This window comes from Halodurantibacterium flavum, from assembly GCF_042681825.1.
GTDB classification, from domain to species: Bacteria; Pseudomonadota; Alphaproteobacteria; order Rhodobacterales; family Rhodobacteraceae; genus Halodurantibacterium; species Halodurantibacterium flavum.
The window spans coordinates 149635-173840 of the sequence record NZ_JBHUGH010000012.1 but is presented as its reverse complement, the minus strand read 5'-3'; the positions used below and the strand labels follow the sequence as shown (position 1 = coordinate 173840).

General features: G+C 66.6%; 22 protein-coding genes. 3 read left to right on the top strand and 19 right to left on the bottom strand.

What is annotated here, in order from left to right; translation table 11 throughout:
• Positions 1 to 7 precede the first annotated feature (7 nt).
• Genes ACFSGJ_RS15785 through chvE form a run of 13 tightly spaced genes read right to left on the bottom strand, consistent with a single transcriptional unit; the run spans position 8 to position 15353 of the window.
• Entirely contained in the window at positions 8 to 988 is a 981-nt protein-coding gene (locus tag ACFSGJ_RS15785; RefSeq protein WP_390263891.1) for an aldose epimerase family protein, read from the bottom strand.
• Entirely contained in the window at positions 985 to 1824 is an 840-nt protein-coding gene (locus tag ACFSGJ_RS15780; protein WP_390263889.1) for an SMP-30/gluconolactonase/LRE family protein, read from the bottom strand. Before ACFSGJ_RS15780 ends, ACFSGJ_RS15785 begins: the two co-directional genes overlap by 4 nt.
• Positions 1821 to 2792: a galactofuranose ABC transporter, permease protein YjfF gene (gene yjfF, locus ACFSGJ_RS15775; RefSeq protein WP_390263886.1), complete on the bottom strand. Its 972-nt coding sequence runs from the start codon at positions 2790 to 2792 to the stop codon at positions 1821 to 1823. Before yjfF ends, ACFSGJ_RS15780 begins: the two co-directional genes overlap by 4 nt.
• Positions 2789 to 3790: an ABC transporter permease gene (locus ACFSGJ_RS15770; RefSeq protein ID WP_390263883.1), complete on the bottom strand. Its 1002-nt coding sequence runs from the start codon at positions 3788 to 3790 to the stop codon at positions 2789 to 2791. Before ACFSGJ_RS15770 ends, yjfF begins: the two co-directional genes overlap by 4 nt.
• Positions 3790 to 5307 (bottom strand): sugar ABC transporter ATP-binding protein, encoded by a 1518-nt coding sequence (locus ACFSGJ_RS15765; protein ID WP_390263880.1) that lies wholly within the window; start codon positions 5305 to 5307, stop codon positions 3790 to 3792. The genes ACFSGJ_RS15770 and ACFSGJ_RS15765 overlap by 1 nt, the downstream gene beginning before the upstream one ends.
• 54 nt (positions 5308 to 5361) lie before the next feature.
• On the bottom strand, positions 5362 to 6321 hold the full coding sequence (gene ytfQ, locus ACFSGJ_RS15760) for a galactofuranose ABC transporter, galactofuranose-binding protein YtfQ (RefSeq protein WP_390263877.1): 960 nt from the start codon (positions 6319 to 6321) through the stop codon (positions 5362 to 5364).
• A gap of 55 nt (positions 6322 to 6376) precedes the next feature.
• Positions 6377 to 7888, bottom strand: a complete 1512-nt coding sequence (locus tag ACFSGJ_RS15755; RefSeq protein WP_390263875.1) for an aldehyde dehydrogenase (NADP(+)) — start codon at positions 7886 to 7888, stop codon at positions 6377 to 6379.
• Positions 7889 to 7897: 9 nt separating this feature from the next.
• Positions 7898 to 8809: a Gfo/Idh/MocA family protein gene (locus ACFSGJ_RS15750; RefSeq protein ID WP_390263872.1), complete on the bottom strand. Its 912-nt coding sequence runs from the start codon at positions 8807 to 8809 to the stop codon at positions 7898 to 7900.
• On the bottom strand, positions 8809 to 10551 hold the full coding sequence (gene araD, locus ACFSGJ_RS15745) for an L-arabinonate dehydratase (RefSeq protein WP_390263870.1): 1743 nt from the start codon (positions 10549 to 10551) through the stop codon (positions 8809 to 8811). Before araD ends, ACFSGJ_RS15750 begins: the two co-directional genes overlap by 1 nt.
• An 8-nt stretch (positions 10552 to 10559) precedes the next feature.
• The gene (araD1, locus tag ACFSGJ_RS15740) at positions 10560 to 11549 is read right to left on the bottom strand and encodes an AraD1 family protein (protein WP_390263867.1); all 990 of its coding nucleotides are present in this window, start codon (positions 11547 to 11549) and stop codon (positions 10560 to 10562) included.
• Between the two features lie 3 nt (positions 11550 to 11552).
• Positions 11553 to 12737 carry a multiple monosaccharide ABC transporter permease gene (mmsB, locus tag ACFSGJ_RS15735; RefSeq protein ID WP_390263864.1) on the bottom strand — a complete coding sequence of 395 codons (1185 nt, stop codon included), beginning with the start codon at positions 12735 to 12737 and terminating at the stop codon, positions 11553 to 11555.
• Positions 12734 to 14263: a multiple monosaccharide ABC transporter ATP-binding protein gene (mmsA, locus tag ACFSGJ_RS15730; protein WP_390263862.1), complete on the bottom strand. Its 1530-nt coding sequence runs from the start codon at positions 14261 to 14263 to the stop codon at positions 12734 to 12736. The genes mmsB and mmsA overlap by 4 nt, the downstream gene beginning before the upstream one ends.
• A 52-nt stretch (positions 14264 to 14315) precedes the next feature.
• Positions 14316 to 15353, bottom strand: coding sequence for a multiple monosaccharide ABC transporter substrate-binding protein (gene chvE / locus ACFSGJ_RS15725; protein ID WP_390264194.1), 1038 nt, complete (start codon positions 15351 to 15353; stop codon positions 14316 to 14318).
• A gap of 152 nt (positions 15354 to 15505) precedes the next feature.
• On the opposite strand from chvE, the gene ACFSGJ_RS15720 reads away from it, so the two are divergent.
• A complete protein-coding gene (locus ACFSGJ_RS15720) occupies positions 15506 to 16459 on the top strand; it encodes a LysR family transcriptional regulator (protein ID WP_390263859.1) in 954 nt (317 codons plus the stop codon).
• Positions 16460 to 16479: 20 nt separating this feature from the next.
• On the opposite strand, the gene ACFSGJ_RS15715 is transcribed toward ACFSGJ_RS15720, so the two are convergent.
• From ACFSGJ_RS15715 to rph, 5 genes are read right to left on the bottom strand one after another with little or no spacing between them, the layout of a single operon-like run.
• Complete coding sequence (locus ACFSGJ_RS15715; RefSeq protein ID WP_390264192.1) at positions 16480 to 16833, bottom strand: YbaN family protein; 354 nt, start codon at positions 16831 to 16833, stop codon at positions 16480 to 16482.
• Complete coding sequence (gene hemW / locus ACFSGJ_RS15710) at positions 16833 to 17993, bottom strand: radical SAM family heme chaperone HemW (RefSeq protein ID WP_390264189.1); 1161 nt, start codon at positions 17991 to 17993, stop codon at positions 16833 to 16835. The genes ACFSGJ_RS15715 and hemW overlap by 1 nt, the downstream gene beginning before the upstream one ends.
• Positions 17994 to 18008: 15 nt before the next feature.
• On the bottom strand, positions 18009 to 18383 hold the full coding sequence (locus ACFSGJ_RS15705; protein ID WP_390263857.1) for a RidA family protein: 375 nt from the start codon (positions 18381 to 18383) through the stop codon (positions 18009 to 18011).
• Positions 18380 to 18988 carry an RdgB/HAM1 family non-canonical purine NTP pyrophosphatase gene (gene rdgB, locus ACFSGJ_RS15700; RefSeq protein WP_390263854.1) on the bottom strand — a complete coding sequence of 203 codons (609 nt, stop codon included), beginning with the start codon at positions 18986 to 18988 and terminating at the stop codon, positions 18380 to 18382. The genes ACFSGJ_RS15705 and rdgB overlap by 4 nt, the downstream gene beginning before the upstream one ends.
• A complete protein-coding gene (gene rph / locus ACFSGJ_RS15695) occupies positions 18988 to 19698 on the bottom strand; it encodes a ribonuclease PH (RefSeq protein WP_390263852.1) in 711 nt (236 codons plus the stop codon). The genes rdgB and rph overlap by 1 nt, the downstream gene beginning before the upstream one ends.
• Before the next feature lie 170 nt (positions 19699 to 19868).
• On the opposite strand from rph, the gene hrcA reads away from it, so the two are divergent.
• Together hrcA and ACFSGJ_RS15685 are read left to right on the top strand one after the other, a co-directional pair.
• A complete protein-coding gene (gene hrcA, locus ACFSGJ_RS15690) occupies positions 19869 to 20936 on the top strand; it encodes a heat-inducible transcriptional repressor HrcA (RefSeq protein WP_390263849.1) in 1068 nt (355 codons plus the stop codon).
• 3 nt (positions 20937 to 20939) lie between these two features.
• A complete protein-coding gene (locus ACFSGJ_RS15685; protein ID WP_390263846.1) occupies positions 20940 to 21521 on the top strand; it encodes a nucleotide exchange factor GrpE in 582 nt (193 codons plus the stop codon).
• Positions 21522 to 21530: 9 nt separating this feature from the next.
• Here ACFSGJ_RS15685 and mutS read toward each other — a convergent pair whose 3' ends face one another.
• Complete coding sequence (gene mutS, locus ACFSGJ_RS15680) at positions 21531 to 24146, bottom strand: DNA mismatch repair protein MutS (RefSeq protein ID WP_390264186.1); 2616 nt, start codon at positions 24144 to 24146, stop codon at positions 21531 to 21533.
• Positions 24147 to 24206 lie beyond the last annotated feature (60 nt).

Here is a 24206-nt window from a genome sequence, read left to right as displayed (position 1 = left end):
GTCGAGCTCACGGCCGGACGAGGCGATAGGCGGTCAGGGCGCGGTATTCCTGCCCCGGCCGCAGGATCGCATCGGGAAAGCCGGGCTGGTTCGGCGCGTCCGGCCAGCCCTGCGTTTCCAGCGCCACCCCGGCATAGGGACCGCGCACCTGACCGTCAGCGACGACGAGCCTGCCGAACATCGCCCCGTCATAGACCTGAAGGCCGGGCTCGGTCGTCTCGATCTCCATCCGCAGACCGTTGCGACCCTTCAGCGTCGCGACATGCCGCATCTCTTGTCGGGTGGGCGACAGGCAGAGGTTGTGGTCATAGCCCGCATCCCCGATCGGCCGCATGGTCCGGAAATCGAAGGGTGTCCCCTCGACCGGCGCGATCTCTCCGGTCGGGATCAGGTCCGCGTCGACGGGGACGTAGTGATCCGCCGCGATCCACAGTTCATGCCCGCGGATATCGCCTGCGCCATCCAGGTCGAAATAGCCGTGATGGGCCAGGTTGCAGGGCGTTGCCGCCTCGGCCACCGCGCGCAGGTCCACATCCAGCGCATCGCCCGAAACGCCCAGCGTGGCGGTGATCCGCAGCGCCCCCGGAAAGCCCATATGCCCGTCCCCGAGGTCGAGCGTCATCGTGACCTGCGCCGGCTGGACGTCGGCGATCTGCCACAGATGGGCATGGATGCCATCGCTGCCGCCATGCAAGAGATGCCGGCCCAGGAAATTCGGATCGACCTCATGGGTGCGGCCGTCAAGTTCGAACCGGGCGTTGCCGATCCGGTTGGCGAAACGGCCCACGATGGCGCCGACATAGAGCCCTTCCTCCAGATAGGCGCGGGATGTCGGCAGGCGCAGGACCAGCGGATGGTCCACACCGTCCAGACGCAGGTCCTGCACCGTCGCGCCCAGCGTCAGCACGGTGGCCCGCAGTTGCGGCCCGGCCAGATCCACGGCCAGAACCTCGCGCCCGTCGGGCAATGTGTCGAAATGGCGGATCACAGGATCACCCTTGGCTCGGGCAGCCCGCGCATCCCGGGCCGCAAGTGATAGGTACGACCCTGCGCCGCATCGTCGGGCCCGCCGTGATAAGCAGTCGTCACGATCATCTCGGCCAGATCCGCACCGCCAAAGGCCGGGCAGGTCGATTGCAGCCCCGGCACCGGCAGACGGTGGGTGCATCGCCCCGCCGTGTCGTAACGCATCACCGCCCCCGCGCCGTACTTGGCGCACCAGAACCCGCCTTCGGCGTCGATGACGGCACCGTCGGGGTTCAGCCCCTCGGCACGGAGATCGAGAAAGACCTGCCGCGGCCCCTCGGGCCAGCCTTCGGCATCCAGTGCTTGCGTCCAGACCAGCCCTTCGGCCGTATCGGCGAAATGCGCGATCCGCCCGTCCGGGCTGAAGGTGATCGCGTTTGGAATGGAGACGGCGGAAAAGAGGCAATGGACCGTACCCCGCCAATAGCGATAGATCGCGCCGGCCCCGTCCTCGGCCCCCTTGCCCATCGTGCCGAACCAGAAGCCGCCCAGCCGGTCGGCCCGGCCATCGTTCGACCGGGTTTCGGGCTGGTCCTCCTCGACCGCGACATGGTCGGACAACCCGCCCCCCTCCAGATCGAGGATGGCGAGACCCGTTTCCGTCGCGATCAACAGCCGGTCCGCGTCGATCCAGCCCGCGGCCGAGGCCATGCGGTTGAACCGCCATTCCAGCGCCTCCTCCCCGCGACGCGACAAAAGGCGCCGCCCGAGGATGTCGAACCAGAAGAACTGCTGCCGCGCCGGGTGCCAGAACGCGCCTTCGCCCAGGGCGCAGGGGCGGGGATCGAACGCAGTCATCCAGCCGCCCCAAGCCGCGCCTGCGACAGTTTCAGAAGCAGTTTCTGAAGCAGAATGAAGGAGAGCAGCAGAATGCCGATCACGATCCTTGTCCACCAGCTTGAAAGGGTTCCGTCAAAGACGATGTAGGTCTGGATCAGGCCCATGGTCAACACGCCGACCAGCGTGCCGAACATGTAGCCCGCGCCCCCGGTCAACAGCGTGCCCCCGATCACCACCGCCGCGATGGCGGTCAGTTCCGTGCCCACCGTCGCCAGCGAATAGCCCGAGCCTGTGTAGACCGCAAAGACGATCCCCGACAGCCCCGCCATCGCACCCGAGAACGCATAGACAAGCACCGTCGTCCGGCCCTGCCGCACCCCCATCAGCCGCGCCGTCGCCTCACCCCCGCCAAGGGCGTAGACGCTGGTGCCGAACCGGGTCTTGTGCGCGATGATCATGCCCAGGGCAAAGACCGCCAGCATCACGATCCCGATCAGCGTCAGCCGCCCGCGCCCCGGAAGCAGCCAGTAGGTGCTTTGCAACGACTGGAAGAACGGATGCTGGATCGGGATGGAATCGATCGACAGGAGATAGGCCGCACCCCGCGCCAGAAACATCCCCGCCAAGGTCACGATGAAGGCGGGCATCGCCAGCCGGTCGATCAGGAAACCCATCGCGCCGCCGAAGGTGGTCGATATGACCAGCAGCATGGCAAAGACGACCAGCGGGTGCAGCCCCGTGTCGCGCAGCATCACCGCGATGAAAACCCCCGAAAAGGCGATGACCGAGCCGACCGAGAGGTCGATACCCCCCGAGAGGATCACCAGCGTCATGCCGACCGCGACGATCCCCAGATAGGCGTTGTCGGTCAGCAGGTTTCCGATCACGCGGGTCGACAGCATCGCCGGGAACTGCATCCAGCAGATCACCCAGGCCAGCAGGAAGATCGCGATGGTGACATAAAGCGGCAGCGCGCGGGTATTCATGCCTCTGCCCTCCGCCGGGCGATCTCGGCCCGCCAGAAATGCCATTCGGCCGCGATCCGGGGGGATTGAAGGACAAGGATCACAAGCACCAGAACCGCCTTGATGATGAGGTTGTATTCCGAGGGGAAGCCGATCAGCCGGATACCGATGGTGATCGTCGCGATGATCAGCGCCCCGATCACCGAAGCCGCGATGGAAAACCGGCCCCCCAGCAACGAATTGCCGCCGATCACCACCGCGAGGATCGCGTCAAGCTCCAGCCACAGGCCCGCGTTGTTCGCATCCGCCCCGCGGATGTCGGCCGCGACGATCATCCCCGCCAGCGCCGCGCAAAGGCCCGACGCCATGTAGACCGCGATCAGCAGCACCTTTGCATTCACCCCGGCAAGGGCAGACGCCCGGCGGTTGATCCCGATGGATTCGACCAGAAGCCCCAGCGCCGTGCGCCGCATCAGGATCGTGACCGCCAGCGCCGTCGCCACCCAGATCCAGACCGGGACGGGCAGCCCCAGCAAGACGCCCGACCCGATCCAGGAAAAGCCCGGATCGTTGAAGGTCAGGATGCGCCCGTCGGTGATCAGCTGCGCGACGCCCCGCCCCATCGTCATCAGGATCAGCGTCGCCACAAAGGGCTGGATGCCCACGACCGCGACGAGCGTCCCGTTCCAGAGCCCCGCCAGCGCCCCGGCCCCGAGGCCGAGCGCCAGCGCCGCCCACATCCCCGACCCGCCGGTCAGCGCCGAGGCGGCGACCGCCCCGCTGATCGCCATGATCGTGCCGACCGACAGGTCGATGCCCCGCGTCGCGATTACCAGCGTCATGCCCACCGCCAGAAGCGCGACCGGCGCCCCGCGCTTGAGCACGTCGATCGGCGCGCCGATCAGCCGTCCGCCCTGATAGTTCACGTTCAGAAAGGCCGGGTAGAACAGGCTTATCAACGCGATCAGCGCGGCAAGCGCGATCAGTTGCGGTGCTATGCGCAATAGGGTCGCCTGCATCAGATCCTCCTCTCGGTGGTGTCGGCGATGGCGCGCATGATCGTCTCGCCGCTGATCCGCTCGCCCTCCAGTTCGGCCACATGCTGACGGTCGCGCAGCACGATCACCCGGTCGCTGACCGCGATCAGCTCGTCGATCTCGGACGATATCACCAAAAGCGACATGCCGCTGCCGACCAGTTCGCGGATCAGGCGCAGGATCTCGGCATGGGCGCCCACATCGATGCCGCGCGTCGGTTCGTCAAGGATCAGAAAGCGCGGGTTCATGGCCAGCCAGCGCGCCAGAATGACCTTTTGCTGGTTGCCGCCCGAAAGCTCTCCGATCCGCTTTTCGCGGCCCGAGGTGCGGATGTCGAGCCGCCTGATATAATCGTCCGCCAGCCGGTTCTGCTCGCCCCGCGGGATCGGGCGCATCCAGCCGCGCCGTGCCTGAAGCCCCAGCACGATGTTTTCCCGGATGGAAAGATCCGCCACGATGCCGTCGGTCTTGCGATCCTCGGGCGCAAAGCCGAACCCGGTCGCGATGGCCGCGCGCGGGTTCGAGATGTCGATCGGCCCCGCCCGGTCCTGCGCAGTGCCGCCATGGGCGCTGCGCACGCCGAACAGCAGTTCTGCCGTTTCGGTCCGTCCCGAGCCCAAAAGCCCGGCCAGCCCCACGACCTCGCCCTGCGCGACCGAGAGGTCGAAGGGTTCGATCACCCCGCGCCGTCCCATCCCCCTGAAGCTGAGCATCGGGGGACGTTCACCGGGCCGGGCGCTGCCCCCACCATGACCCGGGCCATGACCCGTCACCGCATCCTCCAGCGCGCGGCCAAGCATATGTTCGATCAGCCGGACCCGGTCCAGCGCGGCCGTGTCGGCGGTAACGATGTGCCGCCCGTTCCGCAGCACGGTGATCCGGTCGCTGAGTTCGAAAACCTGGTCGAGGAAATGGGAGACAAAGACGATCCCCAGCCCCTGTGCCCGCAGGCCACGGACCACCTCGAACGCCATCTGCACCTCACGCGCATCGAGGCTGGCAGTCGGTTCATCGAGGATCAGAACCTTGCCCGAGAGCGCCACCGCCCGGGCGATGGCCACGATCTGCTGGATCGCCACCGAATAGCTGCCCAGATCGCGGTCCACGTCGATATCGAGACCGTAGCGCTGCAGCATCGCGCGCGCCTCGGCCCGCATGGCGCGCGTATTGATCAGGCCCAGACGGCGCGGTTCGCGCCCGAACAGAAGGTTCTGTGCCACGGTCAGGTTCGGCAGCAGGTTCACCTCCTGGTAGACGGTGCCGATGCCGAGATCCTGCGCCTCGACCGTCGATTGCGGGTCGATGGGGGTGCCGTTCAGCGCGATCACGCCCGCGTCGCGGCGATAGGCGCCGGTCAGGCATTTGATCAGCGTCGATTTGCCCGCGCCGTTCTCGCCCAGAAGGGCGTGAACCTCGCCCGCGCGCAGGTCGAAATTCACCGCGTCCAGTGCGCGGGTGCCCGGAAAGGATTTGGAAAGCGATGTGATCGAAAGAAGCATGGTCATCCTTCCGGAAGGTCGCGCGGGGCCATGGGGCGGCCCCGCGCGCCGGTGTCAGTAGCCCAGATCCTTGCGGGCTTCATATTCACCTGCCGGGTCGTCGGCCTGCGTGTAAAGCCGCGATTCCGTCTGGATGAACTTTTCAGGCTCGGTGCCATCGGCCCAGAAGGCCTCCAGCGCGTCAAAGGCGGGTCCGGCCATGTTCGGGGTCAGCTCCACCGTCGCGTTCGCCTCACCGGCGGCCATCGCGGCAAAGATGTCCGGCACCGCGTCGATCGACACGATCAGGATATCCTCGCCCGGCGTCAGCCCGGCCTCCTTGATGGCCTGGATCGCGCCGACCGCCATGTCATCGTTATGGGCATAGAGGGCGCAGATGTCGCGGCCGCCGTTTTCCGCCTGGATGAAGCTCTCCATCACTTCCTTGCCGAGCGCCCGGGTAAAGTCGCCGGTCTGGCTGCGCACGATCTGGATGTTGTCATGGCCGGCGATGGCCTGCTCGAACCCGGTCTTGCGGTCAATGGCCGGGCTCGACCCGGTGGTGCCCTGCAGTTCGACCACGCGGCATTCCTCGCCCGCGACCTCATCGACCAGCCACTGGCCTGCGACCTCGCCTTCGTGCACCAGGTCCGAACCGACAGCCGTCAGGTAAAGCGACGGATCGCTGTCCACCATCCGGTCCAGCAGGACGACGGGGATCTCGGCCTCATGCGCCTCTTGCAGGACGGAATCCCAGCCCGTGGCCACGACCGGCGCCAGCAGGATCGCATCGACGCCCTGCGCCACGAAGGACCGGATCGCCGCGATCTGGTTTTCCTGCCGCTGCTGCGCGTCGGAAAAGCGCAGGTCATAGCCACGCTCTTCGGCCTGCATCCGCGTCAGCGTGGTTTCAGCGGCGCGCCAGCCGGATTCCGAGCCGATCTGCGAAAAGCCGATCACCCGGTCCTGCGCCATAGCGGCCCCCGAGCCCAGCGCCAAGGCGGCAGCACTCGCAAGCAATATCTTTCTGGTCATCGTTCCCTCCCTGGGGTTCATGCCGGCGAACCGGCGGGCACTCGGCGCGGCCTCCTCAGCCGCGCAAATCCTCGGGCAACAGCGCCTCGGGGATATTCTGGTAACAGACCGGGCGCAGAAAGCGCCGGATCGAAAGGGTGCCGACGCTGGTCGCGCCGAAATTGGTCGATGCGGGATAGGGCCCGCCATGGACCATCGCATCCGCCACCTCGACCCCGGTCGGCCAGCCATTGGCAAGGACGCGGCCCGCCTTGCGTTCCAGCACCGGCATCAGGCGGCGCGCCGCTTCGGTATCGCCCTCGTCCATGTGAAGCGTGACGGTCAGCTGGCCCTCCAGCGCCTCGGCAAGCTCCTGCATCTGGTCGTCGTCGCGCGCGGTCACGATCAGGCCGAGGGGGCCGAACACCTCTTCGCCCAGGGTGTGATCGCGCAGGAAATCCTCGGCGGTGCTGCGATAAAGCGTCGGTCGGGCGCTGCGGCCCATGCCGGGCTCCTCCAGAACCGGGACGGCGCTTTCGGCGAGCCGCGCCGCGCCCTGGCGATAGGCGCTCGCGATGCCGTCGGTCAGCATCACCTGTTCCGCGGCCCCTTTCAGCGCGTCGGTCGCGGCAGCCGTGAAACGTTCGGCCCCCTCGCCCGCGGGCAGGATGACGACGCCGGGGTTGGTACAGAACTGCCCCGCGCCCATCGTGAGGCTGCCCGCCCATCCCTGCGCCAACGCATCCGCGCGTGCGTCCAGCGCCACGGGCAGGATGAAGTTCGGGTTGACGCTGCCCAGCTCGCCGAAGAACGGGATCGGTTCGGGACGCGCCGCGCAAAGATCGAATAGCGCGCGCCCCCCGCGCAGGCTGCCGGTAAAGCCCACCGCCCGGATCAGAGGATGCTGCACCAGCGCCGCGCCGGTTTCATGCCCGTCGCCATGGATCATGGAAAATATCCCGCCGGGCATGTCGCAGCGGGTGATCGCGGCATGGATCGCCTCGGCCACCACCTCGCTTGTGCCGGGATGGGCGGGATGGCCCTTGACCACGACCGGGCAGCCCGCAGCCAGCGCCGATGCCGTATCCCCGCCCGCCACAGAGAACGCCAGCGGGAAGTTCGAGGCGCCAAAGACCGCCACCGGGCCGATGGGCCGCTGGATCACGCGCAGGTCGGGGCGCGGCAGGGGCTGACGGTCTGGCAGGGCCACATCATGGCGGCGGTCGAGATAATCGCCCTTGCGGATATGCGCGGCAAAGAGGCGCAACTGTCCCGTCGTGCGGCCCCGTTCCCCCTGCAGGCGCGCCTCGGGCAGGCCGGTTTCCTGCATCGCGATTTCGGTCAGCGGTTCCGCCCGCGCCTCGATTTCCTCGGCGATGGCGTCGAGCAGCGCCGCGCGATCCTCGCGGCTGGTCCAGCCGAAGGTCGCAAAGGCGCGTTCGGCGGCGCGGCAGGCCCGGTCCACCAGATCGGGCGTGCCCGAGGCATAGCGATGCGCGGGCCCATGGGCGGGGACGGAGGAAAACTGCGTCTCGCCGGCGATCCAGTCGCCTGCGATCAGATGCTTGCCGTGGGGGGTAAAGGTCATGCCGGTTCCTCAGAATTCAAAGGGCGCCACGGTCTCGCGGCGGCCAAGGGTGAAGGCATCGGCGACCAGCACCATCGGCGCAAGATCCACATCCGAGGCCATGTTCCGCACCAGATCGGCCATGCGGGCGTAAAGGGCGGGGTATTCGTCCATGATCGTATCTTCGCCCCCGGCCGGGGCGCCGTCGATCTCCAGAAGGTTGCCGCCCATGCGCAGGGCAATATGCCCCCGGTCCGTGACGAACTCCATGTCCCAGGTCTGCGGGCCTTCCTGACGGAAATCGAAATCGGCCTCGATCCCGTGGCTGAGCGTGAGCCGCGCCGCGATCGGGCCCTGACGGTTTGACGGCACGTCGAGGTCGGCCGCGATCAGCCGAACGGGCATGGGCAGGATTTCGGTCAGGATCGACAGCGCGTTGATGCCGGGGTCAAAGACGCCCATGCCGCCGGGTTCAAAGATCCAGTCCTGCCCCGGATGCCATTTGCGCACATCCTCGCGCCAGGTGATCCGGCCGCCGGTGATCCGCCGCCCCGCCAGATGCCGCCGTGCCGCCGCAACCGCATGGGCCATCCGGGAATGCCATGTGGCGTAAAGCGTGACACCTCGCGCCGCGGCCAGCGCCTGCAGCGCATGAACCTCGGCCAGGGTGGCGCCGGGGGGCTTTTCCAGCATCAGGTGGCGGCCCGCATGCAGCACCGCCTCGGCCACGGCAAAGCGCGGCGCCGGCGGCAGGCAGAGCGACACGACCTCGATATCGGGGCGCGCGGACAGCATCGTGGCGATATCGGCAAACGCCTCGACCCCCTCGACCTGACCGTTGCGCGAAACGGTCGCGGCAAGGTCCCAGTCATCCGAGGCGGCGATAGCCGGGACGTGCTGGTCCAGCGCGATCTTTCCGATACCGACAAGCGCAACCTTCATCAGTGACTGTCCTTTCCGACCGGACTGCCGCGGCACCCCTTGAGGAAGTCGAGATCGGCGCCGGTATCCGCGCCCTCCACATGCTGCTGATGAAGCCAGGCATAGCCGCTGGGCGGGATGTCGTGGCTCGGGCGCCATGCCGCGAGCCGCGCTTCCAGTTCGGCATCCGGAATATCCAGATGCAGGCGACGGTTCGGCACATCAAGCTCGATCATGTCGCCATCCCGCACCACCGCCAGCGGCCCGCCCGCCGCCGCCTCGGGCGAGGTATGCAGTACAACCGTTCCATAGGCAGTGCCCGACATGCGCGCGTCGGAAATCCGGACCATATCCGTCACGCCCTTGCGCAGCACCTTGGGCGGCAGGCCCATGTTGCCCACCTCGGCCATGCCGGGATAGCCCTTGGGCCCGCAGTTCTTGAGCACCATGACGCAGGTTTCGTCGATATCCAGCGCCTCGTCGTTGATGCGCGCCTTGTAGTCGTCGATATCCTCGAACACGACCGCGCGGCCCCGATGCACCAAAAGATGCGGGCTCGCGGCCGAGGGTTTGAGCACCGCCCCCCGGGGCGCCAGATTGCCCTTGAGAACCGAGATGCCGCCCTGACGGGTCAGCGCCCGGTCCAGCGGCAGGATCACATCCTCATTGTGGTTGACGACATCGCGGACCTCTTCCCAGATCGTCTGGCCCGAAACAGTCAGCGCGTCCTTGTGCAACTGCTCGCCCTCGCCCAGCCGTTTCAGCACGACCGGCAAGCCCCCGGCGTAAAAGAACTCCTCCATCAGATATTTGCCCGAGGGCATCAGGTTCACGATGGTCGCCACGTCCCGGCCCAGCCGGTCCCAGTCATCGAGCGTGATGTCGATGCCCACCCGCCCCGCGATGGCCAGAAGGTGGATCACCGCATTGGTGGACCCGCCGATCGCGCCATTGGTGCGGATCGCGTTCTCGAACGCCGCGCGGGTCAGGATGTCCGAGGGTTTGAGATCGTCCTTGACCATCTGCACGATCCGCCGGCCTGAAAGCTGCGCCATCACCCGACGACGGCTGTCCACGGCCGGGATCGCCGCGTTGCCCGACAGCGCCATGCCCAGCGCCTCGGCCATCGAGGCCATGGTGGATGCGGTGCCCATCGTGTTGCAGGTGCCCGAGGACCGGCTCATCGAGGCCTCGGCCTCAAGGAAATCCTCCTGCGACATCTCTCCGGCCTTCACCGCCTCCGAGAATTTCCACAGATGCGTGCCCGACCCCACACGCTCGCCCCGGAAATAGCCGTTCAGCATCGGCCCGCCGGTTACGACGATGGACGGGATATCGGTCGAGGCCGCGGCCATCAGAAGGCTTGGCGTGGTCTTGTCGCAGCCGACCAGCAGGACGGCACCATCCATCGGCTGACCCCGCATCGTTTCCTCGATCGCCAGCGCGGCAAGGTTGCGATACATCATCGCCGTGGGCCGGAACGTGTTTTCCGAGGCGGAAAAGACCGGCACCTCCAGCGGGAAGCCGCCCGCCTCCCACACGCCGGCCTTCACCTTTTCGGCCAGTTCGCGCAGATGCCCGTTGCAGGGCGTCATGTCGGACCATGTGTTCAGGATGCCGATGATCGGGCGCCCGTCGAAAAGGTCATGCGGCCAGCCCTGGTTCTTCATCCAGCCGCGATGATAGATCGTGTCGCGCGACGTGCCGCTGTACCAATGGGTGGAACGCAGCGGCCGGGGCCAGGGGGCGGGTTTGAAAGCCATGTCGGACCTCAGAGTGCGGAAACGGCCACGGGCGCAGGGTCTTGCGCCCGCTGTTCCAGCGGATTGCGAAGCGGCAGGCCGAAGGCGGGGGACGCGATCTCGAACACGTCGCCGCTCGTCGCCTTGATCCCGTCGGAAAAGGACAGGGTCGCGGTGCCGAAGAAATGCACATGTACATCGCCGGGCTGCCGGAAGACCCCGTATTTGAAGTGGTGGTGTTCGAGGTTGCCAAGCGTGTGGGACATGTTCGCCTCGCCCGAGACAAAAGGCTTTTCCCAGATCACCCGGTCGCCGCGCAGGATGCGGCTGATGCCTTCCACATGCGCGGGCAGATCGCCCACCAGCATTTCCGGACCAAAGCTTGCCGGACGCAGCTTGGAATGCGCGAGCCAGAGGTAATTGCCCCGCTCGGTCACATGGTCGGAAAATTCGTTGCCCAGCGCAAAGCCCATCCGCCAGGGGGTGCCATCCGGGCCGATCACATAGATGCCGGCGATCTCGGGTTCTTCGCCTGCATCGAGCGCGAAAGAGGGCGACACGAGTGCCGCGCCGGGCGCCACCGCCGCATGGCCATTGCCCTTGTAGAACCATTCGGGCTGCACGCCCACCTCACCCGCCGGGGGCTTGCCGCCCTCGACCCCCATGCGGAACATCTTCATGCTGTCGGTCAGCGCCTCGGGGTCGACCTTGGCGTGCATGGCGTTCCGGGTCGCGGCGCTGCCCAGATGGGTCAGGCCCGTGCCGGTCAGATGCAGATGCGCCGGGTCGTCGTGATCGACCGGCAACAGAACACGGCCGTCCGCAAGCATCGCCGCCAGATCGACGGCCTCACCCTGCCCGCGCGCCGTCGCCTCGGCCAAAAGCGGACGCCCTGCGGCGATGGCCGCCAGCGCCAGGTCCCGCGTTGACCCTGCCCCGGGCACGATATGCGCCGCATCGCCATTGCGGGCCACCACGGCGCGCGTTCCGTCCGGCAGTGCGATCTGTGACAGAAACATGCCTCAGGCCTCCTTGTTCTTGTTGTAGACGTCGAAGAAAACGGCGGCGAGCAGGACGAGGCCCTTGATCACCTGCTGATAGTCGATGCCGATCCCGATGATCGACATGCCGTTGTTCATCACCCCCATGATGAAGGCGCCGATGACCGCCCCCACCACCTTGCCCGACCCGCCGGCCATCGACGCGCCGCCGATGAAGACTGCGGCGATCACGTCGAGTTCGACCCCGAACCCGGCCCGGGGCGTCGCGGTGTTCAGCCGCGCGGCAAAGACAAGGCCCGCGAGCGCCGCCAGAAACCCCATGTTGACGAAGGCAAGGAAGGTCAGCCGTTCGGTCCGGATACCCGAGAGCTTGGCCGCCTTGGCGTTGCCCCCCACCGCATAGATGCGCCGCCCCAGGGTCGTGCGTTCGGTCAGGAACACATAGATCACCGTCAGGACCACCATCGAGATGAGCACATTGGGCAGCCCCCGGAACGAGGCGAGCTTCCACGTCACGAAGAGGATCGCCGCCGCCACCGCCGCGTTGCGCAGAAGAAAGAGCCCCATCGGTTCGTCGTCAAAGCCGAAACGGGCGTTGCGATGGCGCGCGCGCAGCCCCAGCCACAGGATCAGCATGACCGCGATGATCCCCGCCGCAAGCGCCGTCGCGTTCGGCCGGTCCAGCCCGAAGAGATCCGGGATGAAGCCCGTCGATATCTGCTGGAAATGGCGCGGGAACGGCCCCACCGACTGCCCCGCCAGAAGCCACAGCGACATGCCGCGAAAGATCAGCATCCCCGCCAGCGTCACGATGAAGGACGGGATCTGCCAATAGGCGACGAAGTAGCCCTGTGCCGCCCCGATCGCCATGCCGCAGGCGATGCAGGCAACCGCCGTGATCCAGACGGGCATCCCCCAGGTCACGATCATCGCGGCCGCAAGTGCGCCGATGAACCCCATGACCGAACCGACGGAAAGATCGATATGCCCGGATACGATCACCAGGAGCATCCCCAGCGCCATGATGATGATGTAGCTGTTCTGCAGGAACAGGTTGGTGATGTTCACCGGGCGCAGCAGCGTGCCGTCTGTCACCACCTGAAAGAACACCATGATCGCGATCAGCGCGAACAAAAGCCCGTAGTCGCGCATGTGGCGGGTGATGTAGGCGCCGATCCCGGGGCTATTCGTGGTCGTCGTGCTCATTGTTTCCTGTCCCTCACGATCAGCGACATGATGCGTTCCTGATCCGCTTCGGCGGCGGCAAGCTCGCCGACCAGCCGGCCCTCGTTCATCACGTAGATCCGGTCGCACATGCCCAGGAGTTCGGGCATTTCCGAAGAGATCATGATGACCGCCTTGCCGGCCTGGCTCAGGTCGTTGATGATGCTGTAGATTTCATATTTCGCGCCGACGTCGATCCCGCGGGTCGGCTCATCCAGGATCAGCACGTCCGGTTCGGAAAAGAGCCATTTCGCCAGAACGACCTTCTGCTGGTTCCCGCCCGAGAGGTTCACGACCTTCTGCATGACGGACGGGGTGCGGATCTGCAGCGCGCGGCGATATTCCTCGGCCACGCGGGTTTCGTGTCCCTCGCTGACGACCCAGTTGCGGGAAATCGCATCCAGATTGGCCAGCGTCATGTTGCGGCGGATCGTTTCCTCAAGGATCAGGCCCAGCGTCTTGCGATCCTCGGTCACGTAGGCGAGGCCGGCGGCAATCGCCTTCGGCACGGTCGAGGTGTCGGCGGGCTGGCCATGCAGCCGCACCTCGCCCGAGATGGCGCGACCGTAGGACCGGCCAAAGAGGCTCATGGCGAATTCGGTCCGCCCCGATCCCATCAGGCCGGCAATGCCCACGACCTCTCCGGCACGTACCGACAGGTGCAGGTCGCGGATGACCTGGCGGTCGCGCTGCTCGGGGTGCCAGACGTTCCAGTCGCGCACCTCGATCACCGTCTCGCCGGCCCTGCGATCCCGCGCGGGATAGCGATGCGCCATGTCCCGACCGACCATGTCGCGCACGATCCGGTCCTCGGTCAGGTCGCCCGCCCGCGCGTCGATGGTGGAAATGCTGGCGCCGTCGCGGATCACCGTCACCGTATCGGCGATGCGCCGCACCTCGTTCAGCTTGTGGCTGATGATGATCGAGGTGACGCCCTGCCCCTTGAGTTCAAGCAGCAGGTCCAGCAGCGCCTCGCTGTCGCCTTCCGAAAGGGCGGCGGTCGGTTCGTCCAGGATCAGAAGCCGCACGTCCTTGGACAGCGCCTTGGCGATCTCGACCAGCTGCTGCTTTCCCACCCCCAGCGTGCCGACGATGGTGCCCGGCGCCTCGCGCAGGCCCACCTTGCGCAACAGTGCCTCGGTCTGGCGAAAGGTGTCCTGCCAGTCGATGACGCCCCGGGTCGCCCGTTCATTGCCCAGAAAGATGTTCTCGGCGATGGACAAAAGCGGCACCAGCGCCAGTTCCTGATGGATGATGATGATGCCGCGCCCCTCGCTGTCGCGGATCGAGCCGAATTCGGCCGTGGCGCCGTCATAGACGATTTCGCCCTCATAGCTCCCGGCCGGGTAGACGCCGGATAGAACCTTCATCAGGGTGGATTTGCCGGCGCCGTTTTCGCCGCAGATGGCGTGTATCTCGCCGCTGCGCACCACCAGATTGACCCGGTCCAGCGCCTTGACGCCCGGAAAGGTCTTGGTGATGGCGCGCATTTCCAGAAGCGCGGTCATCATGTTCTCCGATCGGCTGAGGGGGCCGCCGGTTGCGGGCGGCCCCCCGCCCTCACTCGATCTGTTCGCGGGTGTAATAGCCCGACTCGATCAGCACGGCTTCCCAGTTGGAGGCATCGACGCTGACGGGTTCCAGCAGATAGGACGGCACGACCTTCACGCCGTTGTCGTAGGTCTCGGTGTCGTTGATCTCGGGCTCGCCGCCCTTGAGCATCGCGTCGACCATGCCCACCGTCACGCGCGCCAGTTCACGGGTGTCCTTGAAGACGGTGGAATACTGTTCCCCGGCCAGGATCGACTTGATCGACGGGATTTCCGCGTCCTGCCCCGTCACGATCGGCATCGGCAGATCGCCCGAGCCATAGCCCACGCCCTTGAGCGAGGACAGGATTCCGATCGACAACCCGTCATAGGGCGAGAGCACGCCATGCACGGTCTCGTTCGTGTAGTTGGCCGACAGAAGGTTATCCATCCGCGCCTGCGCGAGCGAGCCGTCCCAGCGCAGCGTGCCGACCCGGTCCATGCCCGTCTGACCCGAAAGGATCACGATATCGCCCGCGTCGATCAGCGGTTGCAGCACGCTCATGGCGCCGTCGTAGAAGAAGTAGGCGTTGTTGTCGTCGGGCGAACCGCCGAACACCTCGACATGCCAGGGGCTCACATCCGGGAAGCGTTCGTTCAGCCCCTCGACAAGGCTGGTCGCCTGCTGGACACCGACCTGAAAGTTGTCGAAGGTCGCGTAATAGCTCACATCGCCGCTGTCACGGATCAGCCGGTCATAGGCGATGATGCTGATGCCCGCGGCAGCCGCGTTTTCCAGCGCGTTGGACAGCGTGGTGCCGTCGATGGCCGCGATGACCAGAACGTCCACGCCCCTTGTGATCATGTTCTCGATCTGGGCAAGCTGGTTCGGGATGTCGTCTTCCGCATATTGCAGATTGGTCTCGTAGCCCGCGGCCTCGAACTGCTCGACCATCGAGTTGCCGTCCGAGATCCAGCGCGACGACGATTGCGTCGGCATCGAGATGCCGACGGTCTGCGCCGCAGCGCCAAAGGCGGTGAAAGACACGCCAACGGCCAGCGCAGCCATTGCTGTTCTGAATTTCATGTTTTCCTCCCTGACGGATCGCGATGGGACGCGATCCTTCCGTGCCGCTTTTTCAAAAGGGCTGCGCGGAGACTAGCAATTTCCCTCCATGCGCGTAAAATTCTATATTCGACCATCTGCATAGCGAATTTGGTATGTCCATTCCCACCAGCCGGCTGATGCTGCGCCCCGTGCAGCTGCGCCTTGTCCAGGAAATCGCGCTGCATGGGCAGTTGCAGCTTGCCGCCGAGGCGGTGGGCATGACGCAGCCGGCGGCCTCGCGCACGCTGGCCGAGATCGAACGCCTGTTCGGCGCGCCCCTGTTCGTGCGGCAGCCCAAGGGCATGATCCCGACCGAAATCGGGCTGTCGGTGCTGCGCCGGGCGCAGGTCATCCTGCGGGAATTGCGCAACATGGCCACCGATGTAGAGGCGCTGCGCAGCGGCTATGCCGGATCGGTCAGCGTCGGCGCCGTGACGGGGCCCGCCGTCAGCGACCTCATCCCCGCGATCCGGGAGGTGAAAGAGACCGCCCCCGATGCAGATATCACCGTCGATGTCATGCCCTCGCGCGATCTGCTGCCCCGCCTCATGTCCGGTGAGATGGACTTTGTCCTCGCGCGCATCCTGCCCGATTATGACAGCGGCGATTTCGACATCATCCCGATGCGGGACGAACGGGTGCTGTTCATTGTCCGCAACGCCCATCCGCTGGCGCGGGCGCCTTCGGTCACGCTGACCGAGCTTTCGGATTCGGAATGGATATTGCAGCAGCGCGGCGCCCCGATCCGCGAAGCGACCGTCATGGCCTTTGCCCGGTTCGGCCTGCCCGAGCCGCGAAACGTGGTGAACAGCCCGTCCATGCTGCTCAGCATCGCCTATCTTGCGCAGACGGATGCCGTGGCGCCCGTGTCGGAAGAGGTGGCGAGCCTGCTGATCGCCCCGCCCGTCAGCGGCGGGTTCACCATTCTGAACATGCCGCATGAAATCCGGGTGTCGCCCTACTATCTGCTCAGCCGCAAACGGCATCCGCTGAACCCCCTGGCGCTGCGGCTGCGCGAACGTCTGATCCTGCGGTCGCAGCAGGCGGCACAGGGACTGCTCAGCTGAGCCCTCGCGTCAGAGCTCCGCTAGGCTTCGGGGCGGGACCAGAGAAAGGCCGCGACGCAGACCAGAACCGCGACCTGGGTCGCGAGGATCGCGGCCGGCACTGACAGCGCCCAGGAAATCGCGATACCCGCGGCCATCGACAGCGTCGCCATCTGCTTGGCCCGCCGTGAAATCGCGCGGCGTTCCTGCCAGTCGACGATCGCCGAGCCGAACCGGGGATGGGTGATCAGCCAGTGATGCAACCGTTCCGACGACCGGGCAAAGCAGAAGGCCGCAAGCAGCATGAAGGGTACCGTGGGCATCAGCGGCAGCACCGCCCCCACAAGGCCCAGCGCGACAGAAACCAGCCCCGCCGCGGCCCAGACCCAGCGCATCATGGCGCGATCATCAGTTCGCGGATCACCGCGTTCAGCACCATGCGCCCGCGATCCGTCGCCGCGATCCGTCCGCCCGCCTGGTCCAGAAACCCGTCAGCCGTCAGCCGTCCGACGGTCGCCTCATCCAGCGCAGAGCCCGCCAGCGCGGCATAGCGGGCGGTGTCGGTACCTTCGCGCAGACGCAAGCTCATCATCAGATACTCCGCCGCCTGATCGGCGGGATCGAGTGGCGCGCGATCCGCATCGCCATTCCCGGTCGTCTCGACCTGCTGCAACCAGCGCAGGGGCATCCGGTCGGTTTCCGTCGCCAGCCGTCGCCCGTCCAGCGTCAGCCGGCCATGAGCGCCAGGCCCGATCCCCGCATAGTCGCCATAGCGCCAGTAGATCAGGTTGTGACGCGATTCCGCCCCGTCGCGGGCGTGGTTCGAAATCTCGTAGCCCGGCATCCCCGCCCGGTCGCAGATCTCCTGCGTCAGGGCATACATGTCGGCGGCCAGATCATCCTCGGGCAGGCCGCGCAAGCCCCCCGCCGCGTGGCGCGCGCCAAAGGCCGTCCCGTCCTCGATCGTCAGCTGGTAAAGCGACAGATGGTCGATGGCCATCTGCAGCGCCTCGGCCAGTTCCGCCTGCCAGGCCTCCGGCGTCTGATGCTGCCGCGCATAGATCAGGTCAAAACTCACCCGGTCAAAGGTCGCGCGGGCGACATCGAAGGCCTGCCGCGCCTCGGCCGCGGAATGAAGTCGTCCCAGCCGCCGCAGGTCATCGTCGTTAAGCGACTGTATCCCCATCGAGATCCGCGTGACCCCCGCATCCCGATACCCCCGGAACCGCCCGGCCTCGACCGAAGTGGGGTTCGCCTCCAGCGTCACCTCGGGGTCGTTGGCCTGCGGCCAGGTCGCGCGCACCCGGTCGAGGATCGCCGCCACCAGTTCGGGTTCCATCAGGCTGGGGGTACCGCCGCCGAAAAACACGGTATGCAGCGTGCGGCCCTGCGTTTCCGCGCCGATGCGGTCGATCTCGGACAGATAGGCCGCCTGCCACCGCCGCTGGTCGATCTGCGCCGAGACGTGGGAGTTGAAGTCGCAATAGGGGCATTTCGCCTGACAGAACGGCCAGTGCAGGTAAAGACCAAAGCCGCCGTTCCGCCAGTCGTCCATCGCCCCGCTCAACCGTTACCCCTTGAAGGCCGTCGCTTCGATCTCGATCAGCATCTCGGGGCGGATCAGCCCCGCGACCACCATCGTCGCGGCCGGCCGGATCTCGCCCAGAACCTCGCCCAGCACGGGCGTGACCTCGTCCACGATGTCGGGCGCGGTGACGGTATATTGCACCCGCACGATATCCGCCATGGCAAAGCCCGCCTGCGCCAGCACATCCGCGATGGTGGCAAAGCAGTTCCGCGCCTGCCCTGCCGCGTCCGGCGGCATCTGCATCGTGGCATAGTCATAGCCCGTCACGCCCGAGACAAAGCACCAGCCGCCTTTGACCACCGCGCGGGAATAGCCCATCCTGGCCTCGAACGGCGATCCGGTCGAGATCCGTTTCACGCGAAACACCCCTCGACCAGCTTGCGGAAGGCATCGGCGCGATGGCTGATCTCGTTCTTCCGCGCGGGCTCCATCTCGGCAAAGGTCAGGTCCGACCCGGCGGGAAGGAAGATCGGATCAAAGCCATGGCCGTGGCTGCCGCGCATCGGCCAGATCACCGCGCCCTCCATCCGGCCCTCGAACACCTCGTCATGGCCGTCGGGCCAGGCGAGAACCAGCGTGCAGCAGAACCGCGCGGTCCGGGGATGGGGGGCGTTGCGCGCCTCCAGCTCGGCCCAGGTGCGGGTCATCGCCATGACGAAATCGCGGCCCGCGGGCGTTTCTGCCCAGTCGGCGGTATGGACGCCCGGCGCGCCGTCCAGCCCGTCCACGACGATGCCGCTGTCATCGGCCAGCGCCGGAAGCCCGGTCGCGGATGCCGCGGCATGGGCCTTGATCCGGGCATTCCCGATGAATGTGGTCTCGGTCTCTTCGGGCTCCGGCAGGCCATGGTCGGCGGCAGAGCTGAGCCGGATGCCGAAGGGGGCCAAAAGCTCGGTCATCTCTTGCAGCTTGCCCTTGTTATGGGTCGCGACGACCAGCCGGTCCCCCGAAAAGCGGCGCATCAGAGCGCCGCCTTCTGCGCCGCGACAAGCTCGGCCACGCCCGCCTCGGCCAGATCCAGCAGTTCGGTCATCTGGTCGCGGGAAAAGGTCGCGCCCTCGGCCGACATCTGAACCTCGATCAGGCGCCCGGCGCCGGTCATGATGAAATTGCCGTCCGTGCCGGCCTCGCTGTCCTCGGCATAGTCGAGATCGACGACCGGCTGGCCCGCATAGATGCCGCAGGACACCGCCGCCACATGATCGAGCAGCGGGTCCGTCGTCACGACGCCCGCCTTCATCAGCTTGTTCACCGCAAGGCGCAGCGCGACCCAGCCGCCGGTGATCGCCGCACAGCGGGTGCCGCCATCGGCCTGGATCACGTCGCAGTCGATGGTGATCTGCCGTTCCCCCAGCGCCACCCGGTCGACGCCCGCCCGCAACGCGCGCCCGATCAGGCGCTGGATCTCGATGGTGCGGCCCTGCTGCTTGCCCGACGCGGCCTCGCGCCGGTTGCGGGTGTTGGTGGCGCGCGGCAGCATCCCGTATTCGGCGGTGACCCAGCCCAGCCCCGTGTTCTTGAGAAATGGCGGCGGCCGGTCCTCGAGGCTGGCGCTGCACAGCACATGGGTTTCGCCGACCTTGATGAGGCAGGACCCCTCGGCATGTTTCATCACCCCCGTCTCGATTGAAATCGGGCGCAGTTCGCTTAACTTCCGGCCAGAGGGGCGCATGGCATGTCCTTTCCTTTTCCGCCGCCACATAGTCACCCGGCGGGGCGCGATGCAACCCTGTTGCCAAAGCCCGGGCAGTGGGCGGCACCGGATGCCCGATCGACGATTGACGGGCCTGCGGCAGCGTCTTTAATGGTCCCGTTGGACCGGATGGTTTCGGAAGCGGCACGATGCATGAGGGTTCGAAGATCCTGGCAGAGATGAACGACCGCTCGCGCGAGGTATTTCGCCGGGTGGTCGAGGGGTATCTGGAATCCGGCGACCCGGTCGGATCGCGCAGCCTGACCCGCACGATGAGCGAGAAGGTGTCTGCCGCGACGATCCGCAACGTGATGCAGGATCTGGAATATCTGGGCCTTCTGGACAGCCCGCATATCTCGGCCGGGCGGGTGCCCACGCAGCTGGGCCTGCGGATGTTCGTCGACGGCCTGCTCGAGGTCGCGCCAGTGCGGGGCGAGGACCGGGAGAAGCTGGATGCGACGCTCGGCTCGAACGAACGGGATGTGGGGACGTTGCTTGACCGCGTCGGCTCGGCGCTGTCGGGCCTGACACAGGGGGCGAGCCTTGTGCTGACGCCAAAGCATGAGGCCCCGATCAAGCATATCGAATTCGTGAGCCTTGGCCCCGACCGGGCGCTTGTGGTCCTGGTCTTTGCGGACGGGCATGTGGAAAACCGCATCTTCAACCCGCCACCGGGGCAGACGCCGTCGTCCATGCGCGAGGCCGCGAATTTCCTGAATGCCATGGCCGAGGGCGTGACGCTTTCCGACCTGCGGCAGCGCATGACGCAGGAAATCAGCCGCCGGCGTCAGGAACTGGACAGCCTGGCGCATGATCTGGTCGAAAGCGGTCTGGCCGTCTGGCAGAACGAGGGCGAGCCCTATGAACGGCTCATCGTGCGGGGACGCGCCAATCTGCTGGATCAGGCGACCGAGGCGGACCTTGAACGGGTGCGCAGCCTGTTCGACGATCTGGAACGCAAGCGCGACATCGCGGAATTCCTCGAACTCACCGAAACCGGCGAGGGTGTGCGCATTTTCATCGGGTCGGAAAACAAGCTTTTTTCACTTTCGGGTTCCTCTCTGGTGGTCTCTCCTTATATGAACGCTGACCGTAAGATTATCGGCGCGGTGGGGGTCATCGGGCCAACGCGGCTCAACTATGGCCGGATCGTGCCGATCGTGGACTATACAGCGCAACTGGTCGGGCGGATTCTGTCCGACCGGGGCAAGGGATGAAAGATGGCAGACGTTCAGAAAGACCAGGACATCGAAACGCAGGACGAAACCCGCGCCGAGAAAATTGCCGAGGGCTTTGCCGAGGGCCAGGCGGAATATGACGCCGAACCCGATGCAAGCGCCGAAATCGAGCGGCTGACGGCCGAACGGGACGACATGCGCGACCGCTTCATGCGCGCGCTGGCAGATGCCGAGAACGCCCGCAAGCGCGGCGAACGCGACCGCAAGGAAGCCGAGCAATATGGCGGCGCCAAATTCGCCCGCGACATGCTGCCGGTCTATGACAACCTCAAGCGTGCGCTGGACGCCGCGACCGAGGAACAGCGGGCCACCGCCGCATTCGAAGGCGTGGAACTTACGATGCGCGAGCTTCTGAACATCTTTTCAAAGCACGGCATCCAGCGCATCGCGCCCGAGGTCGGCGAGACGTTCGACCCGCAACTGCATCAGGCGATGTTCGAGGCGCCGGTGCCGAACGTGCCCGGCGGCGGCATCATCCAGGTGATGGCCGAGGGGTTCATCCTGCATGAACGCCTGCTGCGCCCGGCCCAGGTCGGCGTATCGTCCAGCCCCGCGGCAAAGTAACCGCGCCGGTCAATCCCGCAGCATGGCCCTGAGATCGTAGATCAGGGCCAGCGCCTCTTTCGGGGTGAGTTCGTCCGGCAGGACCGCGGCAAGCCGCTCCTCGACGGCCGACGGTTGCGCCGGGCGCAGGGGCGGTGCCGCAGGGGCGGCGGCGAAAAGCGGCAGATCGTCGATCAGGGCCTTGGGCCGGCGACCGCCCTCACGCTCGCCCGCCTCCAACGCCTCCAGCACCGTGCGGGCCCGGGCGACGACCGCATCGGGCAGCCCGGCCAGCCGTGCCACCTGCACCCCGTAGGACCGGTCTGCGGCGCCCTTGCGCAGCTCATGCAGAAAGATGACCTCGCCTTCCCATTCGCGGACGGCGACGGTCGCGTTCTCGACCCCGGCCAGCTTGCCGGCAAGGGCCGTCATCTCATGGTAATGGGTGGCGAAAAGCCCGCGACAGCGGTTCACGTCATGCAGATGTTCCAGCGTCGCCCAGGCGATCGAGAGCCCGTCATAGGTCGCCGTTCCGCGCCCGATCTCATCCAGGATCACCAGCGCCCGGTCATCCGCCTGGTTGAGGATGGCGGCGGTCTCGACCATCTCGACCATGAAGGTGGACCGGCCCCGCGCCAGATCGTCCGCCGCCCCGACCCGGCTGAAAAGCTGCGAGACAAGGCCGATATGCGCCTCGGCCGCCGGCACAAAGCTGCCGGCCTGCGCGAGCAGCGCGATCAGCGCATTCTGCCGCAGGAAGGTCGATTTGCCGGCCATGTTCGGCCCGGTGACAAGCCAGAGCGCCGCGCCCTCCCCGGCGCTCAGGTCGCAGTCGTTTGCGATGAAGGACCCGCCCTGCCGGCGAAGCGCGCGTTCCACGACCGGGTGACGACCGCCGCGGACCCGGAAGGCGCGGCTGTCATCCACCTTGGGCAGGGTCCAGTCATCCGTCACCGCGATATCGGCAAATGCCGCTGCCAGGTCGATCTCGGCCAGCGCCCGCGCCGCCTGCGCGATCCGCGCCGCCTGATCCAGCACGGCACTGCGCAGGCTGTCGAACAGGCGTTTTTCGATCTCTTGCGCGTGGCTGCCGGCATTCAGGATGCGGGTTTCCAGTTCCGACAGCTCGACGGTCGTGAACCGCACCTGATTGGCGGTGGTCTGACGATGGATGAACCTTTCGTTCAGGGGCGGGGCGAGCATCCGGTCGGCATGGGTCGCGGTCGTCTCGATGAAGTAGCCCAGCACGTTGTTGTGCTTGATCTTGAGCGAGGCGATGCCCGTCTCGGCGGCATATTGCGCCTGCATCGCCGCGATGACGCCACGCCCTTCATCCCGCAGCCGCCGCGCCTGATCGAGTTCCCCGTCAAAACCCGCTGCGATGAAGCCGCCGTCGCGCAGCAGCATCGGCGGTTCAGCCACAAGCGCGGTTTCGAGCAGCGCGCAAAGCTCGTCATGCCCGTGAAGGCTCTTTGCCGCGTCGCGCAGCAGGCGGGGCGCGTCCTGCGGAAGGCGCGCCGCGACCTGCGCCGCCTGTCGCAGCCCGCCCCGGATCGCCGCAAGATCGCGCGGCCCGCCCCGGTCCAGCGAAAGCCGCGACAGGGCCCTGTCCATGTCGGGGGTCTTGCGCAGGTCGCCGCGCAGCGCCTCTGCCAGATCGCGCGCCTCGACAAGGCTTGCCACCGCCGCGATCCGCCCCCGGATCAGGTCGAGATCGCGCGAAGGCGACGAGAGCCGCCGTTCCAATAGACGCCCGCCCGCCGCCGTCACCGTCCGGTCGATGGCATGCAGGAGCGACCCGTCCCGCCCGCCCGAAAGGCTTGCCGTGATCTCCAGATTGCGGCGGGTCGAGGCGTCGATCTGCACCAGCCCTTCGGCCGCCTCACGCACAGGCGGACGCAGCAGCGGCAGCCTTCCCCGTTGCGTCAGGTCGAGATAATCGACGATGGCGCCCATCGCCGAAAGTTCGGCCCGGCCAAAGCTGCCAAAGGCGTCCAGCGTCTGCACCCCGTAAAGGTCGCAGAGCCGCCTTTCGCCCGATGTGCTGTCGAAACTGCCGCGCGACAGCGGCGTGACCGACGCGCCGGTATCCTCGACAAGGCGGGACAGACCGGCCTCGGCGGCCTCGGACAGAACGACCTCTTTCGGCGCAAGCCGGGCGAGTTCCGGGCCAAGCCGCACCGGCGGGCAGGTCATGACCCGGAATTCCCCGGTCGAGATATCGACCCAGGCGAGCGCCGCCTCATCCCGCACCTCGGCATAGGCGGCGAGAAAGTTGTGACGCCGGGCCTCCAGCAGGCTTTCTTCGGTCAGGGTGCCGGGCGTGACCAGCCGCACCACATCGCGTTTCACGACCGATTTCGACCCGCGCTTCTTCGCCTCGGCCGGGTCTTCCATCTGCTCGGCGATGGCCACGCGGAACCCCTTGCGGATCAGGGTCAGCAGATAGCCCTCGGCGGAATGGACGGGCACGCCGCACATGGCGATATCCTCGCCCAGATGTTTGCCGCGCCTGGTGAGCGCGATGTCCAGCGCCGCCGCCGCCTGAACGGCATCGTCAAAGAACATCTCGTAGAAGTCGCCCATCCGGTAGAACAACAGCGCCTCGGTGTATTGCGCCTTGATGTCCAGATATTGCGCCATCATCGGCGTGACGGTTGTCTCGGTGTTCACCTCTGCCCCTCGCTTTGCGCCGACCCTACAAAA

Coding starts and splice junctions, on each gene's coding strand:
- ACFSGJ_RS15780 (WP_390263889.1), bottom strand. CDS start 1,824: ATGACTGCGTTCGATCCCCGCCCCTGCGCCCTGGGCGAAGGCGCGTTC.
- yjfF (WP_390263886.1), bottom strand. CDS start 2,792: ATGAATACCCGCGCGCTGCCGCTTTATGTCACCATCGCGATCTTCCTG.
- ACFSGJ_RS15770 (WP_390263883.1), bottom strand. CDS start 3,790: ATGCAGGCGACCCTATTGCGCATAGCACCGCAACTGATCGCGCTTGCC.
- ACFSGJ_RS15765 (WP_390263880.1), bottom strand. CDS start 5,307: ATGCTTCTTTCGATCACATCGCTTTCCAAATCCTTTCCGGGCACCCGC.
- ytfQ (WP_390263877.1), bottom strand. CDS start 6,321: ATGACCAGAAAGATATTGCTTGCGAGTGCTGCCGCCTTGGCGCTGGGC.
- ACFSGJ_RS15755 (WP_390263875.1), bottom strand. CDS start 7,888: ATGACCTTTACCCCCCACGGCAAGCATCTGATCGCAGGCGACTGGATC.
- ACFSGJ_RS15750 (WP_390263872.1), bottom strand. CDS start 8,809: ATGAAGGTTGCGCTTGTCGGTATCGGAAAGATCGCGCTGGACCAGCAC.
- araD (WP_390263870.1), bottom strand. CDS start 10,551: ATGGCTTTCAAACCCGCCCCCTGGCCCCGGCCGCTGCGTTCCACCCAT.
- araD1 (WP_390263867.1), bottom strand. CDS start 11,549: ATGTTTCTGTCACAGATCGCACTGCCGGACGGAACGCGCGCCGTGGTG.
- mmsB (WP_390263864.1), bottom strand. CDS start 12,737: ATGAGCACGACGACCACGAATAGCCCCGGGATCGGCGCCTACATCACC.
- mmsA (WP_390263862.1), bottom strand. CDS start 14,263: ATGACCGCGCTTCTGGAAATGCGCGCCATCACCAAGACCTTTCCGGGC.
- chvE (WP_390264194.1), bottom strand. CDS start 15,353: ATGGCTGCGCTGGCCGTTGGCGTGTCTTTCACCGCCTTTGGCGCTGCG.
- ACFSGJ_RS15720 (WP_390263859.1), top strand. CDS start 15,506: ATGTCCATTCCCACCAGCCGGCTGATGCTGCGCCCCGTGCAGCTGCGC.
- ACFSGJ_RS15715 (WP_390264192.1), bottom strand. CDS start 16,833: ATGCGCTGGGTCTGGGCCGCGGCGGGGCTGGTTTCTGTCGCGCTGGGC.
- hemW (WP_390264189.1), bottom strand. CDS start 17,993: ATGGACGACTGGCGGAACGGCGGCTTTGGTCTTTACCTGCACTGGCCG.
- rdgB (WP_390263854.1), bottom strand. CDS start 18,988: ATGCGCCGCTTTTCGGGGGACCGGCTGGTCGTCGCGACCCATAACAAG.
- rph (WP_390263852.1), bottom strand. CDS start 19,698: ATGCGCCCCTCTGGCCGGAAGTTAAGCGAACTGCGCCCGATTTCAATC.
- hrcA (WP_390263849.1), top strand. CDS start 19,869: ATGCATGAGGGTTCGAAGATCCTGGCAGAGATGAACGACCGCTCGCGC.
- ACFSGJ_RS15685 (WP_390263846.1), top strand. CDS start 20,940: ATGGCAGACGTTCAGAAAGACCAGGACATCGAAACGCAGGACGAAACC.
- mutS (WP_390264186.1), bottom strand. CDS start 24,146: ATGATGGCGCAATATCTGGACATCAAGGCGCAATACACCGAGGCGCTG.